The following is a 14,030-nucleotide window of genomic DNA, read 5'->3' on the forward strand; positions in this document are numbered from 1 at the left end:
GTACGATTCTTGCCGCTAAATTCACTGATTTTCCTTGACAATCCCACATTTCTGTGCTAATTAACATGAACCACGGGAACTGTCAATAAATAAAATATCCTCCCGGAAATGGGAGGACTATTCTTTAGGCGATATATTAAAGTGTTTTAAAAATACAAGAATTTCGTAAACATACATATTGTTGTACTTCTTATCTATCCAATCCTTTAAAAAGTGTTCAATATGCTTGTATTTCGTATCTAATTTCATATTAATAATATCTAATATTTCTAGATTTGGCATAAATTATTCATCTCCTTTAATGGAGAGAGTATATACACACTTATTTTAGTTTGTCAATAATAACCTGTTATAAACATTTATACTCAGTGCGAACATAAGAGATAGGACATTTCTATCCCTGATACCCAGTTATTTCATATATAATAGGACTTTACATTCAGGAACATGTGTTCTATTATTGGTACAGAAATATTTTCTTCTCCTACCAATATGTCGCATAATGTCGAATCCTTCCTGAAAAAATTCTGAAGAAATTTGTAAAAAGGGGTAGACATGATATATCCCTTGATGGTAAGATAAGGTCATCAAAGGGAACATAAAGGAATCTGAAGCCCTTTAAAGGAAGTGATACATATGTAGAGGGAGGTACGCTTTTTGTCTAGTGAAGAGGTTTTAACAGTTAAACAGGTAGCCGAGATATTAAAAATATCTGAAAAAACGGCTCGCAAAATGCTGAACAACGGAGAAATTAAAGGTTTCAAAGTCGGTCGAGAATGGCGCGTGTCAGCTGAAAAATTCAATGAATACTTAAAACAAAATTAATTCTTTGGGGGAATTTTAAAATGACAAACACTATTAAAAACACTGAAAACACTACTGACGTATTGGCAACTGAGGACATTGCAACAGCATCACCAAGTATTTTTGAACAAGGTACACAACAAATGTTTTCAACTATCCAGGCAACGGACAGAAAGAGCAGCATCAAACTTTACAACGCGGTAAGCAACGCTGAACACTCTCTATCAGACCATATCGGAGAAGTAATTGAAATTACAGACATGGTCGCCCATGCGGTTGAATTAGAGGATGAAGTCACGAAAGAGACAATTCAGGCAATGCGCGTTGTTCTTTTAACAGCAGACGGACAAGGCTATCACAGTGTATCTCAGGGCGTAGCAAGCTCCCTACAACGTATCATTGGGATTGTAGGGCAAGGTCCTTGGACGGACGAGCCATTAAAAGTTGTTCCAAAAGAAGTTAAAACCCGCCGCGGCTTTAAAACATTGACACTTGCGCTTGTGGACTAATTAAATAGTCGCTCCGATCGGGGCGGCTTTTCTTATATTAAATTACTATATACGGAGGTTGCTAGACTTGGATAAAAACGTAATGATTTTCGACAACGGAGAACGCCGCACAGAGATTAAAGAGGATAGAGTGGAGAATATGTATTGTTTCGCTCAAAAGCTTGATGACGATACACAACAGATTATTAGTTTCACTCGTTCAGAAATGCTTGCAATAGTCTCCTATTTTCATGCTGAAGCACAAGACGAACTGTCACGCGGTTCTGTTCGCTATATTCCGACACAAAAAGCAGAAGCCATTTAAATATTAAATTGACAGGGAAATTCGTTTCCCTGTGACTTTTGTGTTTAAAGGGGGTGTCACTGATTGGGAAGAAAAAGCGGCTGAAGAAGAAACAGCAGAAAAAACAAAATATAGCTGCCTTGAAAAAAGTCGGAATTACTGACAAAAAGGTTATAAAGGAATTAAAAAATAAACCTGCCACAGTAAATAAAATTGTTAAGAAAAAGAGTCGTAGTTTAATTGCAAATGAACGATCTGAATTAATTAAACGGTTAGGATTTAAAGTCTCCGAACATTCCGCAAAAAGGTATTGGAGCGAATCACGATTTAATGAATGGTATAACAAAGAATTAAATAAGCGGGCGAAGGCTGAAGAAAGAAAAAGAAAAGCGGCTGAAAGAAAAGCCCGACAAGCTACTGAACCCTATTTAATGATTTACTGGAAAGAAAAAACCGACACAATGATGGATGCAAATGTGATAGAGGACTTAAAACGGTCTTACAGACATGTGAGCGTTGATTATCTTATCGAATCTATAAGAGGTTTTTTAGGTGCTAAACTTCCCGCTGAAATAGGAACAATAAGTATGCATGTTGTCCCCAATAATAAAAGGAAACAGCATAAAGCATTTATGAGAAATTTTGATTCTCTTAGACTGGCTGATATGAATTCATGGATTTTGCTATATGAAGGAAAAGCCGATTTAAGGAGATATAAAGATTTATTAATTGCAATAAATGCAGGCATGAGGGTTTTATATGACAATGAAGAAAAGGCTCAATTTATTGGGGATTTAATTCAGAAATATCTCCCGCAAGTAAATATCAAAACGGCGAAACGTTTAGCGAAGGATTTACGATGGAGAGGTGGATTTTAAATGAGTAAGGAAAAAGAGAATAAAGAAAAAAGCGCAAGTAAACCCGTTAAGATACTTACGCTTGATACTGAGACGCGAGGACTTTTTGGGGAAGTCTTCCGCGTCGGATTATATGACGGTAGTAGATACCGTGCGACAAACACTTTTAAAAACCTGAAAACGGTTCTCTCACAGTATACCACAAAATACGATTGTCATGTATTTATTCATAATCTAGATTTCGACATTTCAAAAATCGCAAAGGACATTTTACCTGAAGCGGATTTAAAAAATTCGATTTTTATTAATAATGTCGTTACGGTATTTAAAACAGGTCTTAATGAATCCCAAATAACTGAAGAAAATGAAATTATTTCGCAACCTATTACATTTCATGATTCCAGCAAGCTTGTAATGGGTTCATTAAAAAAGATATGTGAGGATTTTAATATTTCGCAAGAAAAAGCAAAAATAGATTTAAAAGACCATATTTTGAAATTGGGATGGGCGCTTGACGCTGACGGAAACCCCACAAATGACCCGGGTAAATATGATGACCGGGAATCCCAAGGGAATTATTTTATGAAGGTCGATCCGTATGAACCTGAATTAAATGAATATTTACGGTTGGACTGTGTGGCATTATATGAAATTGTTACAATGCTTATTGAAATATCCGGCTTGCCGATTCATGAATTTTTAAAATGTCCTACTACCGCAAGTCTTGCAATGAAAGTATATCAAATGAATTATCCTGAAGATTATGAAAAGGCTATTTCCACGAATTACGGTTATAGCAAATGGGGCGAGTTTACAGAGGATTTTATACGCAAGGCATATTATGGTGGACGTACAGAAGTATTTCAAAGTGAATTAAATGGCGGCTTTCATTATGATGTAAATTCATTATATCCGTACGTTATGAAAGTGAACCCAATACCTATAGGGAAACCGCGTCACCATAAAGGAGACAAAGCCCGAAACGTATTTAAATATTGGTACAGCTATAGACAGGGCGGCGGTTTTTTAGAATGTGATATTCACATACCGACTACTTTACATATACCGCCTCTACCTCACAGAATGTACAAAAAATTATGTTTCCCGGTCGGTAACCTTTCAGGGATATGGACGTTTGAAGAAATTGAATTGGCGTTAGAAATGGGTGCTAAAATAAAATAAATTCATCAATGTATTTATTTTGAAAAGACCGATTATATATTTAAAGATTTTGTCTCCTATTTTGAAGAGATTAAAAATACAAGTGATGGAGCAAAAAAGACGTTTGCAAAATTAATGCAAAATGCACTGTACGGAAAATTCGGTATGCAAAGGGTTCGGCAAACGATTTTACCTGTCACAGAAATTGAGACATGCGAAGAAAAAGGCTATCCTTATGTTGAATTATTTAACCCTGTATATGGACAAGAATTTATTGAAGCAGCCGTCCCCAGCAAAGCGCCGTATATTCAGCCGCATATAGCCGCCTACGTTACGTCATACGCGCGTATTTTATTATATAGAGGTTTAATTAAACAATTAGAAAAAGGCGATGTGGCATATTGTGATACCGATTCAATAGCATGTGAAGCTATTTTTGATGATGACATGGTTGACGATAGAGAGTACGGTAAATGGAAACTGGAAGGTATTCTTGAAGAAGGTTTATTCATTCAACCAAAAACGTATTATGAAAAATATGCTGATGAAATAAAACCAGAAGAAATAGAAAAAGAAATATCCTCTTTTTCTCGGAATGTATTTAATTATCCCGAAAAAAGCAAAGTAAAACAATATCGTTTGGTCAAAGGTTCGGAGACAATGAAATTTAAAGGCATTCCCGGCGCGTATATCAAGAAATTAAATAGAGGGGTATATTATGATATCCTAGAGAAATTAAAAAGCTTACAGGCGCGTCAGGAGCGCGGAGAAATGATAACGAAAAAAGAAGCCTATTATTCTATTTATAAAGGCGAATTAAAAAGACGAAAATTTGCTACTATGCTTAAAATGGGTTCTGACGATTTTGATTTAAAGCAGGAAGTAAACAAGGGAATTTTACTAACGAATAGACAGAAAAGAAATATGGACTATATTAAAAATACAAGTCGTCCGCATGTGTCGTGTGACTTTTAAAAGAGTCGGGAAATTCATTTTCCCGGCTTTTTATTTTGCCTAAAAATAATTAAATATGAAATTAATTCATTTATTTTTATTTTTTGTCTTGAAATCGAACACATGTTCCTATATTATTTAATTTATCGAACAGAAATAGGACAAAAGGAGGATTTATTTTCTATGCCAAAAGAACTAGAAGAAAAAGAAGAAAAATCGTCTGCTGAAGAAACACCGAAAAAAGAGGAACAGGAGGACGCGCCAAAATGGGCAAAGAATCTGCTACAGGACATCCAAAACCTGATGGGAACAAAGGAACAGCCGCAGGGACAAGCACAGGAAATTCCAGTACCGGAACCGCCAAAAGTGGAGGAACCGGAGGAAGAGGAACAGCCAGCACCAAGCAAAGCGAAAACGCTCCTCGGGTGGTTATGGTAGATGTGCCGGGAAGTGACCAGGAGGAACAGCCGAAAAAGAAACGCGGTCGCCCTCCTGGTACTGGCACGAAAAAGAAAAGCGCAGCCAAGAAAAAGACGGCGGGCAATGTTGATTCATCCCAGCTGAAAATGCTGTTACTGACGACAAGCGCGATCGTGGCAGCACGACCTGGGATGGAAGACTTTGCATTAACCGCCGATGAAGCCGAACAGATATGTACGCCACTCGCAAACATCATGGCGAAGTCTGAAGGCGTGGCGGGTGTCGCCAGTGAGTATGCAGACCATATAGCGTTACTCATTGCGTGCTTTACGATCTTTATACCTAAATTCATTATGTGGAAATCCAAACAACCTAAAAAGAAAGAGGTACAGAAAAATGTCTTGCCAAAACGAGAACTACCAAAACAACCAACAGAACAACGAGGAAATGAAAGCGCGCCTGAAAGAACTAATCAAAAGCCTGCTGAACGATCTGGGGAACCCACTAGTAAGCAATTTGGCGGCTCCTTACATCAACTCATCCCTTTCGGAGGATATTGATGTCTTAAAATTCCTCAACCATTTAGAGGGGATGATCGACTATGTCCGGTATGGTGACGCTGAAGCAAGGTGACTTCTATTACAACATCCCCATGCATGAATACAGCCGTGATTGGTTTGAACACATGGACATTATCGAACAGGGCGAGGAATTTTTAGTTGTGGAGAAAATCCCTTACGACAAAATCCCGAAACCGTCCATCATGGCTGCTATGAAAAGAGGTAAAGGCGTGAAGCGTGTTGTGAAAGCTTACAGCACGAAAGGAAGTGGAAAACATGCGAATGACAATTGGCGATGACGAACACGTTTTTATCTGTGGTCAAACCGGTACAGGTAAATCGGTTGTCGCTGAGGTATATCTCGCTGGGAAAGACCATGTGGTAAAGCTTGATACGAAAGGCGAAGTACACGAGCGCCGCAAGAAACGGCAGGAATTGTGGCATGGCTTGCAGGAAGGTAAGGACTTTACTGTGGTTCACCGATTGGAAGACGTGTCCGAGGTCGAGACGCCGAAAATTATCTATTGCCCGGTCGCTGAAGAATTAGAGCCGGAATATTACAACGCGCTCATGAGCTGGGTGTACAAGCGTGAAAATACGATTCTATGGATAGACGAATTAATGGAAGTCGCGCCAAGCGCCCATAACTACCCGAAAGAATTGAAAGCCTTATACACGCGCGGGCGTTCGAAAGAAGCAGTCGTGTGGGCTTGTACCCAGCGCCCAACAGACATTCCGGTCATTGCTATGGCCAACAGTTCACACTATTTCATTTTCACCATGCAAAACCCGGATGACCGTAAAAAGATTGTGAAAGCAACAGGGATGCCGCAATTTATGGAGCAACCCGGCGGGCACAATTTTTGGTATTGGAAAGTGGGTATGCAAAACCCGGTACTAGCAAAATTGAAGCTTTAAAGGAGGTGATGACTTGGAGACACGAAAATTTGCAGGTGTCGGGCTGAAGAACATGATTGTCATTGCGCTATTCACAATGATGGTCATTGTCGTAACAAAGGTTATTGTCACGAAGCATCCGGTTAACGGTGTGACGCAATTAGTAAACGCAGTATAAGGAGGAAAAAAGCATGAAGGTTAAATGGTTAGTTCATACGTTCATTACTGTATTTATCACGATGGTTTTCATGTGGATTATTAAGAAAGCTTCAGCAAAATATCATATCCCGGTTGTATCTACAATCGCGGCAGAAGTCTAAGGAGGAATTTTAATTTATGGCAACTCAACAGCAACTATCAGCACAGGCAAAGGCTCAACTATTCTCGCAGGCTACCCGCCAAACATGGCAGATGATGGGTACACAGACAGTGACAGAGGACGCACAAACGGTATCATTCAACCTACCGAAAGTACGCCTGCTATCACAAATTTTAGTTGAATTTGACGCGACTGTCTCTCTCAAATCGCAGAACGCGGCAATTCCAACTAAACCATTTTCACCATACCAGATTATCAGAAATATTGCACTGGAATTAAACAGTGGATTCCGTCCTTTTGTTGTGTCAGGCGAAGCCCTTCACCTATACAGCTTAAACCGATTGAATCCAGACGTTCTATTACCTGCATCAAGTCCGCGGGCGTTATCTTACATTGAAACAGCCGCGAGCACGTCAGGTAAAGACGCGCGTATTAAATTCCAAGTCGCGCTGCCATTAACTTTAAACCAACGTGACCCGGTCGGTCTTATCTTGCTACAAAACGAGGAGACAACCGTTTCCCTTCAGATTGATACAGCACGCGCGCAAGACGCGTATCAGTTGGCTACTGGAGACACCGTTACACTGAAGCAATTGAAAATCACGCCGACAATTGAAACGTTCTCCGTCCCTTCTGTACCACAAGCTATGCCGGATATTTCTGTCCTGAAGCTTGTAAACGAAAAAGGCGAACAGTTCACCGGGAACGGTCAAAATATCGTGAAGCTTCAGACAGGGACGATCTACCGTAAACTCATGTTTTACTTTACGGATGAGTCAGGCAACCCGCTGAAGGACAGCGACTTTGCGGGCAACTTGGAATTGGTATTTAACCAAGCCGACATCCCTTACAGCATTAAGCCGTCAGCACTTGCAGCCCGAAATCATTCGGACTTGGGTTATGTCTTACCGGATGGGGTTTATGTGTTTGACTTCTCTAACCAAGGCTTGCCAAACCTCGGCGGCTCTCGTGACTATATTGACACCGAACGTCTTACAGAGTTTTGGATTCGCTTCAATACTCAAAAAGGCGGGCGCGTGAAAATCGTTGCTGAAAAGCTTTCACGCTTGCATTAATACACGCGGGAGGGCTTTTCCCTCCTTTTCTTATTTGACTACTACGAAGGAGGATTTATATGAACGCACCATCACAAATGGGTCTAGGTGAAATGTTCTACCATGCCGCAGACTTATATCCAAACATGGGGTTTATGAGTACCCGAACGTCTACAGTTCCCGAAGCTGAAGATCAAATGTCTCTTGTCGATGATGAGGACACAGCAAAAGAGCATGACGTAAAGCAAGACCCTATTACATCAAAACAAATCTTGCTGGGGTTCGGCATTGTGTTCCTTGTCGTATTCCTATTCTCGGCAAGGGTGTAGGGGGTGTGACTTGTGGAGCAAATCTATTCAATCCTATTAAATAACGGAGCCATGGGCGTAATGCTCGCGTGGTTCATGTTCAAACAATCAAAGGATAACGAACAGACACGGGAAATTCTAACCGATCTGAAAATGGTTATTTCAAAAATCGGGGGTGCGTCAAGCAATGACTAAAATTCTTGTTCTCACCGTTATTATCATCGTGTTTTGGTTCTTCTTTATCCGCCGCAAAAAGAAGGGATAACACATGGAAAAAGGTCTTTTGTTTTTCACGCTGGCGCTCACAGCCATATGGATTATTCTTGATGACTTTTATGGCGGCAAACACCTGTCAAAGATGGCACAGAAAATGACGCCTGACATTTCTACACCGATGGACGTTGTAAAAGATGGTTGGGAATCTACAAAAGAAACCGTCGACGAAGCCGGAAAGACAGCGAAAAAGGCAGTTGAAAAAGCGACAGGATACGACACGTATAAAAAGTATCAAAAGATGAAGCCGGAGCAGAAAAAGAAAGTCAAAAAAGCCGCTAAAGACAGTTTCATAGATGGGTTTTGGAACGGTCTTAAACGCGGTTTTGGCTTGAAGTAAAGGGGTGATTCTATGCAAGAGTTTACAAAGTCTATGCGGTTTATTATCACCTTTCTCTTTTTCGTTATCCTGCTGGGTATGTTCACAAATGAAAAAATAACGTACACGTTCTTGGTACTTGTTCTCGCAAGTATGGCAGTCCTGAACGTTGACAAGGTAAAACAAATCATGGGAGGTCTTGTGGATGGTTAACAAGTTTTTTGACGTGATTGCGGGTATCGGGATTCTCATTGGTATTTATCTGTTCCTGAAAAATGCCAAGTCTACGACTTCCATTATCAGCACAATCGCGAGCAATTCAATTTCAGGCATCAAAGTATTACAAGGGAGGTAAGGCGGCATGATGGAAGGCTATCACCTTCAAAACCGGGTTCATGCGCTTCAGGAGCTTTCACGTCCAGTGGAGCTACCTGACGCGCAGCTAGGTATTGGAGACGCTGAAGAATTACGCCCAACACATGCCAACTTCATTTACCCGATGGTTCCGAAAGAAGCATTGATCGACAAAGTAACAAACATGAGTATTGAGAAAGCGACAGTCGATCTAAACGGAAATCAGGTAGATGAAGAAAACTTCCCTAAGAATCATTATTTCGGTGATCCGATAGGAGGCTTATATTGGTATGGCGGAATTTGAACAAGTCGGTCATGAATCCGGGGGTCATTCCCCGGGTAAAAAGAAATTCCAATTAAACAAAAAGAATATTGTCATTATCGGGTCGGTTGCAATTGGGGTCTTTCTATTAGTCTCCCTTGTGACGCGTGGGCGTCCTGCTGAGGAAGAACAGTACGTGACTTCTGAAGCATTAGAGGGTGATTACTTGGATGGCAATCCTATGAATTCAAGCTTGGTTCAGGCACAGCTACAAAACAATCAATCTCTCATTGAAGGTAGCGTTGATACAGCCTTAAACAACTTTGCAAATGAATTGGGGCAGAACCAAGAATCATTTAAGTCAGATGTAATCGACACCATTACCGATATTGGCAAGGAAAACAAAACGTATGTTGACCAAGTAAAGGACAGCATTTCAAAACAGCTTGCCGATCAAGCGAAGAAATACAGCAACTTGGAAACAGAAAATGACCAGCTTCATAAAGAACTGGAAAAGCTGAAGAACGCGAAACCGTCAACACCTGCCAAAACGACAACACCTGCTAAAAAACCGTCAACCCCGGCTAAAAAGCCATCGCCAGCGAAAAAACCGTCTACACCAAAATACAAAACGGTGACGGTGAAAAAAGGTGACACGTTGTCAGAATTGACGCAGAAATATGGTAAGGGTGGTACAAAAGCCGCGTATATGGAAACAGCCAAGTTTAACAAACTCAAAGACCCGAACAAAATTAAACCGGGTCAGAAAATCAAAATCCTGACAAAGTAGGTGGAAGTATGGGCGTAAATATAAAGCCGTTTATCAAAGACGCGCAAGCCATACAGAAAGAAACTGGCATCCCTGCATCCATCATACTGGGTCAAATCATGTTAGAATCAGGCGGTTCAAACCCGGGCGGATTGTCCGGGCTTGCCTACTACTCTAAGAACCTATTTGGAATAAAGGGAAGAGGTACAGCAGGAAGTGCCACGATGGGTACGACCGAAGTATATAACGGTAAGACCTATCACGTGAAGGATGGCTTTGCAAAGTACAACAGCTATCAAGATTCCATACGCGCCCACGCGGAACTATTATCCAAGCCGCGTTATGCGTCAAAGCTGAAGAACGCAAAAAGCGTTGAGGACTATGCGAAGGGAATCAAAGCTGGAGGGTATGCAACAGACCCTAACTATGTAAATAAGCTTCTCGGCATTATCAGCAGTAACAACCTTCACCAGTACGATGATAAGGACATTACATTCAAAGGAACGTCAGGAGCCGGGGCGACAGGTGGGGATTCTTCATCTTCAGGCACTGACGACAAATCATATTTATCAAATATCATGTTCGGCGTGTTCAGATGGTCTCTTATTCTCGGGCTTGCTATCATTGCAATCGTGTTCTTTATGAAAGCCTTCCCAGCAGTCGGAGACGTTGCGAAAGGTACAGCATCCACCGCAATGGATTTTGTTCCGGGTGGTCGTGCTGTCAAATCTGTTTCTAAGGGAGCCAAAGCCATTAAGAAAGGACGCAGCGCGTCAAACCACATCAAGAAAGCCGCTACAATAGCAAAAGGAGTGAACAAGAATGCCGGAACTAGTCAAACAGCCGGGGGATGACCATAAAAAGAGTACATGGCGTGAACAGACCGTCACCATGCTACCGGGCGACATTACAACGGTTTATTTTGACGACACAAAGCCGAACCATTCAGCCATAACAAATAACACAAGTCAGATCGTGTACGTACACGAGCGCCCGAGCGTGTCGCCTAACAATTATCTTTTAGCCGTAGCGCCGGGGTCAACAAAGCTTTTGGCGCGACCGCTCGGCTATCACACAATCTACCTTGACGCCGCGATCGTGCAGCCCGAAAAAGTCCGGGTCGAATCTTGGATTGAGAAATTTACAGCGTCATCTATACCACAGTCCATTGACACCGTTCAGCTTGGGCAGATGACAGGAACCGTAGATATATCAGCGTTACCGCCGCTTGCGGCAGGCGACAAGCATATTGGGAGTGTTGAGATAGATAAGCCTGTCACACTCGGCGGGTCTTCTATCCCGGCGACACAACCTGTACCAACTCGGGAAGCCGGAATGAATGACTTTAGGGTTGGTGGGGTGAGTGTAGGCGTCACGCCTGTAATGGCAAAGTCAGGTTCTAGCAAACTGACAAACCGCCGAGAGTTGACGATCTACCCGCCTAACTCGGGTGTCATTTATTGGGGTAAGCAGGGTGTCGAGACGACTACAGGTGCGCCGCTCACGTCTAACGACAGCCCGCTAACATTTAAGGTTCATAGCCAAAGCCCTGACGTGTACCTAGTCGCTGATACTGAGACAGTCGTCACAATCGTGGAGGTGTCCTAATTGATTGAACTCGGGTCAAGGCGGACGCCGCCCTATGATGATACAGGCGTCAAAACAAGTATTTCAGATTTAAAAGACAAGATGGCAAAGCTTCAGGACACCGTTGACCATATGGACGTGTCAGATGAGATAAAGAACGATATTCTGACGCTTCAGCAAAAAGTCCAAGCGTTAGAGGATACCGCGGACGGTGGGTCAACTGGTGCAACTGACCAACAAATTCAAAGTATGAAGGCTGACGTTGATTCATTCGGCCGAGTCTTGGACGCTCATGTAAAGGACACGACCAAACACGTATCGTCTGAAGACCGTACCAAGTGGGACGGTATGAGTGACAGGGTGACGACATCAGAAACAAACCTGAAGAACCATATCGCAAATGCTAAACCTCACGTCTCGGATTCTGAACGTTTGAAATGGAATCAAGCTGCTACGGATGCGACACAGCTGCAAAAGGATTTACAGACAACGAATCTATCGCTTCAGGATGTTATCGGGGTTCAAAACTTCTCACAGAAATATGCATTAACGGATGCTGAAGGAATGCGGAAACGGTTGGCTTCAGCTGACAGCATATTCACCGCACCACCCGGTTTTTATTATGGGACAGGATGGAATCAACTACCGTTACCGGGTGACGCTTCTTGGTACTATCTCGACATTCTACCAGCGCCAAACGGTCTGCGGAAATTGGTTCTGACACGTTCCTATGATAATACGTCATGGATTGGTGTTATACACACTGACAATGTATTCAGGGGTTGGCGACAGCTGTTTACACAAAATGATTTTATGGCGCTCACATGGTATAACCTTCCGTTATTGAATGGAGCAAAGGCGTCAGGAAGAACACCGCAGTATACCCGCTGGGGAAACATCCTCATGCTAAAAGGTGACGTGGCGTGTGACCTCGGCGTTGACTTTGCACAATTGCCCGCGTCATATTCACCGTCAGACAAAAAGGCGGTCATGGCAACAGCATACGGAACGACAGGCTTCACAAAATTTTATATCAACACTGACGGTAAACTGGCGTTTGTCGGCTTTTCAGGAAACAATCAGTCCGCCGTGTCCAGTTGGTCATTAGACGCGGCAGTGCCTTACTAGGAGGGTTGGAGCAATGGAAATGATACAAGTATTCGTATATGATTCGGATTTCATCTTCGACTATCCTGAAATTGTTCCGGCTGATTCCGTACCGGATAATGCGACAACCGTACAGCCGCCGGGATATTGGCGGGCGCAATTTCAGAAGGATAGAAAACTATGGATTGAATCCGCTTCAGACGAACAAATAAATGAAATGAGACAACAAATGAGGGAGAGTGTAAAAGAATGAGTTTCATGGAGAATGTTGCAAGTGAAGCACAAAAATTATACGGTGTAAGTCGAGTTTTACCTTCAGTTATCACAGCACAAGCCATACATGAGTCAAATTGGGGCAAATCCGGGCTTGCTACGCGTGCAAATAACCTGTTTGGTATAAAAGGTATCGGGAACGCTGGAACCGTTCATATGGGCACGTGGGAGGTTTTAAACGGGGTCGATAAAACAATCAAAGCAGGGTTCCGGGCGTATAAGTCTGTTCGCGATTCTATCATAGACCTTGTGAACCTCTATAACCGTCTTGACCGTTATAAGGCTGTTGTCGGGGAAACGAACTATGTACAAGCTTGTGCCGCCATCCAAAAGGGTGGATATGCGACAGACCCGAACTATGCGAAGAAGCTTATCGCCACAATCGAAGCCCACGGGCTGACGAAATACGATAAGGTCGGGAACAAAGCCGCAGTGAAGGCGAAACCTGCCAAGTCGTCCGGCTCGACATATACCGTTAAGGCGGGTGACACATTGACAGCAATTGCAAAGAAATATAATACGTCAGTGAAGGAGTTGGCGAAAGTGAACGGTATTAAAGATGTTAATATGATTCGTGTTGGTCAAGTCCTGAAGGTATCAGGAGCCGCACCATCCGGCGGTACATTCTACACCGTAAAGGCGGGCGACAACCTGACGAAAATTGGTAAGAAATTCGGTGTGTCCGTTAAGACATTGACCACAGTTAATCGTATCCCGGATGCGAATAAGATTTATGTCGGTCAACGGTTAAGGGTGAAATAATTTACAATATATACTAACATTTGTTAAAATTAAGTAGAATAGGAGCCGCGGAAGACTTCTATTCTATCTGTAACAATAGAGTCACGCCCGAGACACAACCCGCTGGAAAAATATCCGGCGGGATTTTTTATTATTGACAGTTCCCGGGTGACATGTTAATTAGCACAGAAATGTGGGATTGTCAATGACCTGTCTCT

18 protein-coding genes and 1 pseudogene are annotated in these 14,030 nt (G+C 42.3%); all 19 read left to right on the forward strand.

Going from position 1 to position 14,030, the window contains the following annotated elements; all coding sequences use genetic code 11:
• Nucleotides 1-657: 657 nt before the first annotated feature.
• The 19 genes and pseudogenes from ACFV6D_RS37200 to ACFV6D_RS37290 all read left to right on the forward strand — a co-directional run bounded on the left by ACFV6D_RS37200 (nt 658) and on the right by ACFV6D_RS37290 (nt 13,833).
• Nucleotides 658-825: a helix-turn-helix domain-containing protein gene (locus ACFV6D_RS37200; RefSeq protein WP_326194937.1), complete on the forward strand. Its 168-nt coding sequence runs from the start codon at nt 658-660 to the stop codon at nt 823-825.
• Between the two features lie 20 nt (nt 826-845).
• Nucleotides 846-1,313 carry a hypothetical protein gene (locus ACFV6D_RS37205; RefSeq protein ID WP_326194938.1) on the forward strand — a complete coding sequence of 156 codons (468 nt, stop codon included), beginning with the start codon at nt 846-848 and terminating at the stop codon, nt 1,311-1,313.
• An 82-nt stretch (nt 1,314-1,395) separates the two neighbouring features.
• Nucleotides 1,396-1,617: a hypothetical protein gene (locus ACFV6D_RS37210; RefSeq protein ID WP_376642817.1), complete on the forward strand. Its 222-nt coding sequence runs from the start codon at nt 1,396-1,398 to the stop codon at nt 1,615-1,617.
• Between the two features lie 53 nt (nt 1,618-1,670).
• Nucleotides 1,671-2,474 carry a hypothetical protein gene (locus ACFV6D_RS37215; RefSeq protein ID WP_376912104.1) on the forward strand — a complete coding sequence of 268 codons (804 nt, stop codon included), beginning with the start codon at nt 1,671-1,673 and terminating at the stop codon, nt 2,472-2,474.
• Nucleotides 2,475-4,589, forward strand: a pseudogene (locus ACFV6D_RS37220) (DNA polymerase). It begins immediately after the preceding gene.
• Between the two features lie 102 nt (nt 4,590-4,691).
• Nucleotides 4,692-5,006: a hypothetical protein gene (locus tag ACFV6D_RS37225; RefSeq protein ID WP_377998110.1), complete on the forward strand. Its 315-nt coding sequence runs from the start codon at nt 4,692-4,694 to the stop codon at nt 5,004-5,006.
• Nucleotides 4,994-5,548, forward strand: a complete 555-nt coding sequence (locus ACFV6D_RS37230) for a hypothetical protein (protein ID WP_376642749.1) — start codon at nt 4,994-4,996, stop codon at nt 5,546-5,548. Before ACFV6D_RS37225 ends, ACFV6D_RS37230 begins: the two co-directional genes overlap by 13 nt.
• Nucleotides 5,549-5,598: 50 nt before the next feature.
• Nucleotides 5,599-5,847, forward strand: coding sequence for a hypothetical protein (locus ACFV6D_RS37235; protein ID WP_380563160.1), 249 nt, complete (start codon nt 5,599-5,601; stop codon nt 5,845-5,847).
• Entirely contained in the window at nt 5,825-6,466 is a 642-nt protein-coding gene (locus ACFV6D_RS37240; protein ID WP_376642745.1) for a hypothetical protein, read from the forward strand. Before ACFV6D_RS37235 ends, ACFV6D_RS37240 begins: the two co-directional genes overlap by 23 nt.
• A 315-nt stretch (nt 6,467-6,781) precedes the next feature.
• A complete protein-coding gene (locus ACFV6D_RS37245) occupies nt 6,782-7,840 on the forward strand; it encodes a hypothetical protein (RefSeq protein WP_376642743.1) in 1,059 nt (352 codons plus the stop codon).
• A 59-nt stretch (nt 7,841-7,899) separates the two neighbouring features.
• Entirely contained in the window at nt 7,900-8,148 is a 249-nt protein-coding gene (locus ACFV6D_RS37250; RefSeq protein ID WP_080467411.1) for a hypothetical protein, read from the forward strand.
• 247 nt (nt 8,149-8,395) lie between these two features.
• The gene (locus tag ACFV6D_RS37255) at nt 8,396-8,740 is read left to right on the forward strand and encodes a hypothetical protein (RefSeq protein ID WP_376642741.1); all 345 of its coding nucleotides are present in this window, start codon (nt 8,396-8,398) and stop codon (nt 8,738-8,740) included.
• Nucleotides 8,741-9,080: 340 nt separating this feature from the next.
• The gene (locus tag ACFV6D_RS37260) at nt 9,081-9,377 is read left to right on the forward strand and encodes a hypothetical protein (protein WP_063336321.1); all 297 of its coding nucleotides are present in this window, start codon (nt 9,081-9,083) and stop codon (nt 9,375-9,377) included.
• Nucleotides 9,364-10,125 (forward strand): LysM peptidoglycan-binding domain-containing protein, encoded by a 762-nt coding sequence (locus tag ACFV6D_RS37265; protein WP_376642739.1) that lies wholly within the window; start codon nt 9,364-9,366, stop codon nt 10,123-10,125. The genes ACFV6D_RS37260 and ACFV6D_RS37265 overlap by 14 nt, the downstream gene beginning before the upstream one ends.
• Before the next feature lie 8 nt (nt 10,126-10,133).
• Nucleotides 10,134-10,958 carry a glycoside hydrolase family 73 protein gene (locus tag ACFV6D_RS37270; RefSeq protein ID WP_376642737.1) on the forward strand — a complete coding sequence of 275 codons (825 nt, stop codon included), beginning with the start codon at nt 10,134-10,136 and terminating at the stop codon, nt 10,956-10,958.
• Nucleotides 10,927-11,712 carry a hypothetical protein gene (locus tag ACFV6D_RS37275; RefSeq protein WP_376642735.1) on the forward strand — a complete coding sequence of 262 codons (786 nt, stop codon included), beginning with the start codon at nt 10,927-10,929 and terminating at the stop codon, nt 11,710-11,712. The genes ACFV6D_RS37270 and ACFV6D_RS37275 overlap by 32 nt, the downstream gene beginning before the upstream one ends.
• The gene (locus tag ACFV6D_RS37280) at nt 11,713-12,819 is read left to right on the forward strand and encodes a hypothetical protein (protein WP_376642734.1); all 1,107 of its coding nucleotides are present in this window, start codon (nt 11,713-11,715) and stop codon (nt 12,817-12,819) included.
• A 13-nt stretch (nt 12,820-12,832) separates the two neighbouring features.
• Complete coding sequence (locus ACFV6D_RS37285; protein WP_376642732.1) at nt 12,833-13,051, forward strand: hypothetical protein; 219 nt, start codon at nt 12,833-12,835, stop codon at nt 13,049-13,051.
• A gap of 5 nt (nt 13,052-13,056) precedes the next feature.
• Entirely contained in the window at nt 13,057-13,833 is a 777-nt protein-coding gene (locus ACFV6D_RS37290; protein WP_376642730.1) for a glucosaminidase domain-containing protein, read from the forward strand.
• Nucleotides 13,834-14,030: the final 197 nt, after the last annotated feature.

This window comes from Kitasatospora sp. NPDC059812 (genome assembly GCF_042732075.1).
Classification (GTDB): domain Bacteria; phylum Actinomycetota; class Actinomycetes; order Streptomycetales; family Streptomycetaceae; genus Kitasatospora.

What these genes read in the sequence shown, in the direction of transcription:
- ACFV6D_RS37260 (WP_063336321.1), top strand. Translation starts at nt 9,081, where the DNA reads ATGATGGAAGGCTATCACCTTCAAAACCGGGTTCATGCGCTTCAGGAG.
- ACFV6D_RS37275 (WP_376642735.1), top strand. Translation starts at nt 10,927, where the DNA reads ATGCCGGAACTAGTCAAACAGCCGGGGGATGACCATAAAAAGAGTACA.
- ACFV6D_RS37285 (WP_376642732.1), top strand. Translation starts at nt 12,833, where the DNA reads ATGGAAATGATACAAGTATTCGTATATGATTCGGATTTCATCTTCGAC.
- ACFV6D_RS37250 (WP_080467411.1), top strand. Translation starts at nt 7,900, where the DNA reads ATGAACGCACCATCACAAATGGGTCTAGGTGAAATGTTCTACCATGCC.
- ACFV6D_RS37210 (WP_376642817.1), top strand. Translation starts at nt 1,396, where the DNA reads ATGATTTTCGACAACGGAGAACGCCGCACAGAGATTAAAGAGGATAGA.
- ACFV6D_RS37225 (WP_377998110.1), top strand. Translation starts at nt 4,692, where the DNA reads ATGTTCCTATATTATTTAATTTATCGAACAGAAATAGGACAAAAGGAG.
- ACFV6D_RS37255 (WP_376642741.1), top strand. Translation starts at nt 8,396, where the DNA reads ATGGAAAAAGGTCTTTTGTTTTTCACGCTGGCGCTCACAGCCATATGG.
- ACFV6D_RS37265 (WP_376642739.1), top strand. Translation starts at nt 9,364, where the DNA reads ATGGCGGAATTTGAACAAGTCGGTCATGAATCCGGGGGTCATTCCCCG.
- ACFV6D_RS37290 (WP_376642730.1), top strand. Translation starts at nt 13,057, where the DNA reads ATGGAGAATGTTGCAAGTGAAGCACAAAAATTATACGGTGTAAGTCGA.
- ACFV6D_RS37205 (WP_326194938.1), top strand. Translation starts at nt 846, where the DNA reads ATGACAAACACTATTAAAAACACTGAAAACACTACTGACGTATTGGCA.
- ACFV6D_RS37245 (WP_376642743.1), top strand. Translation starts at nt 6,782, where the DNA reads ATGGCAACTCAACAGCAACTATCAGCACAGGCAAAGGCTCAACTATTC.
- ACFV6D_RS37240 (WP_376642745.1), top strand. Translation starts at nt 5,825, where the DNA reads ATGCGAATGACAATTGGCGATGACGAACACGTTTTTATCTGTGGTCAA.
- ACFV6D_RS37235 (WP_380563160.1), top strand. Translation starts at nt 5,599, where the DNA reads ATGGTGACGCTGAAGCAAGGTGACTTCTATTACAACATCCCCATGCAT.
- ACFV6D_RS37270 (WP_376642737.1), top strand. Translation starts at nt 10,134, where the DNA reads ATGGGCGTAAATATAAAGCCGTTTATCAAAGACGCGCAAGCCATACAG.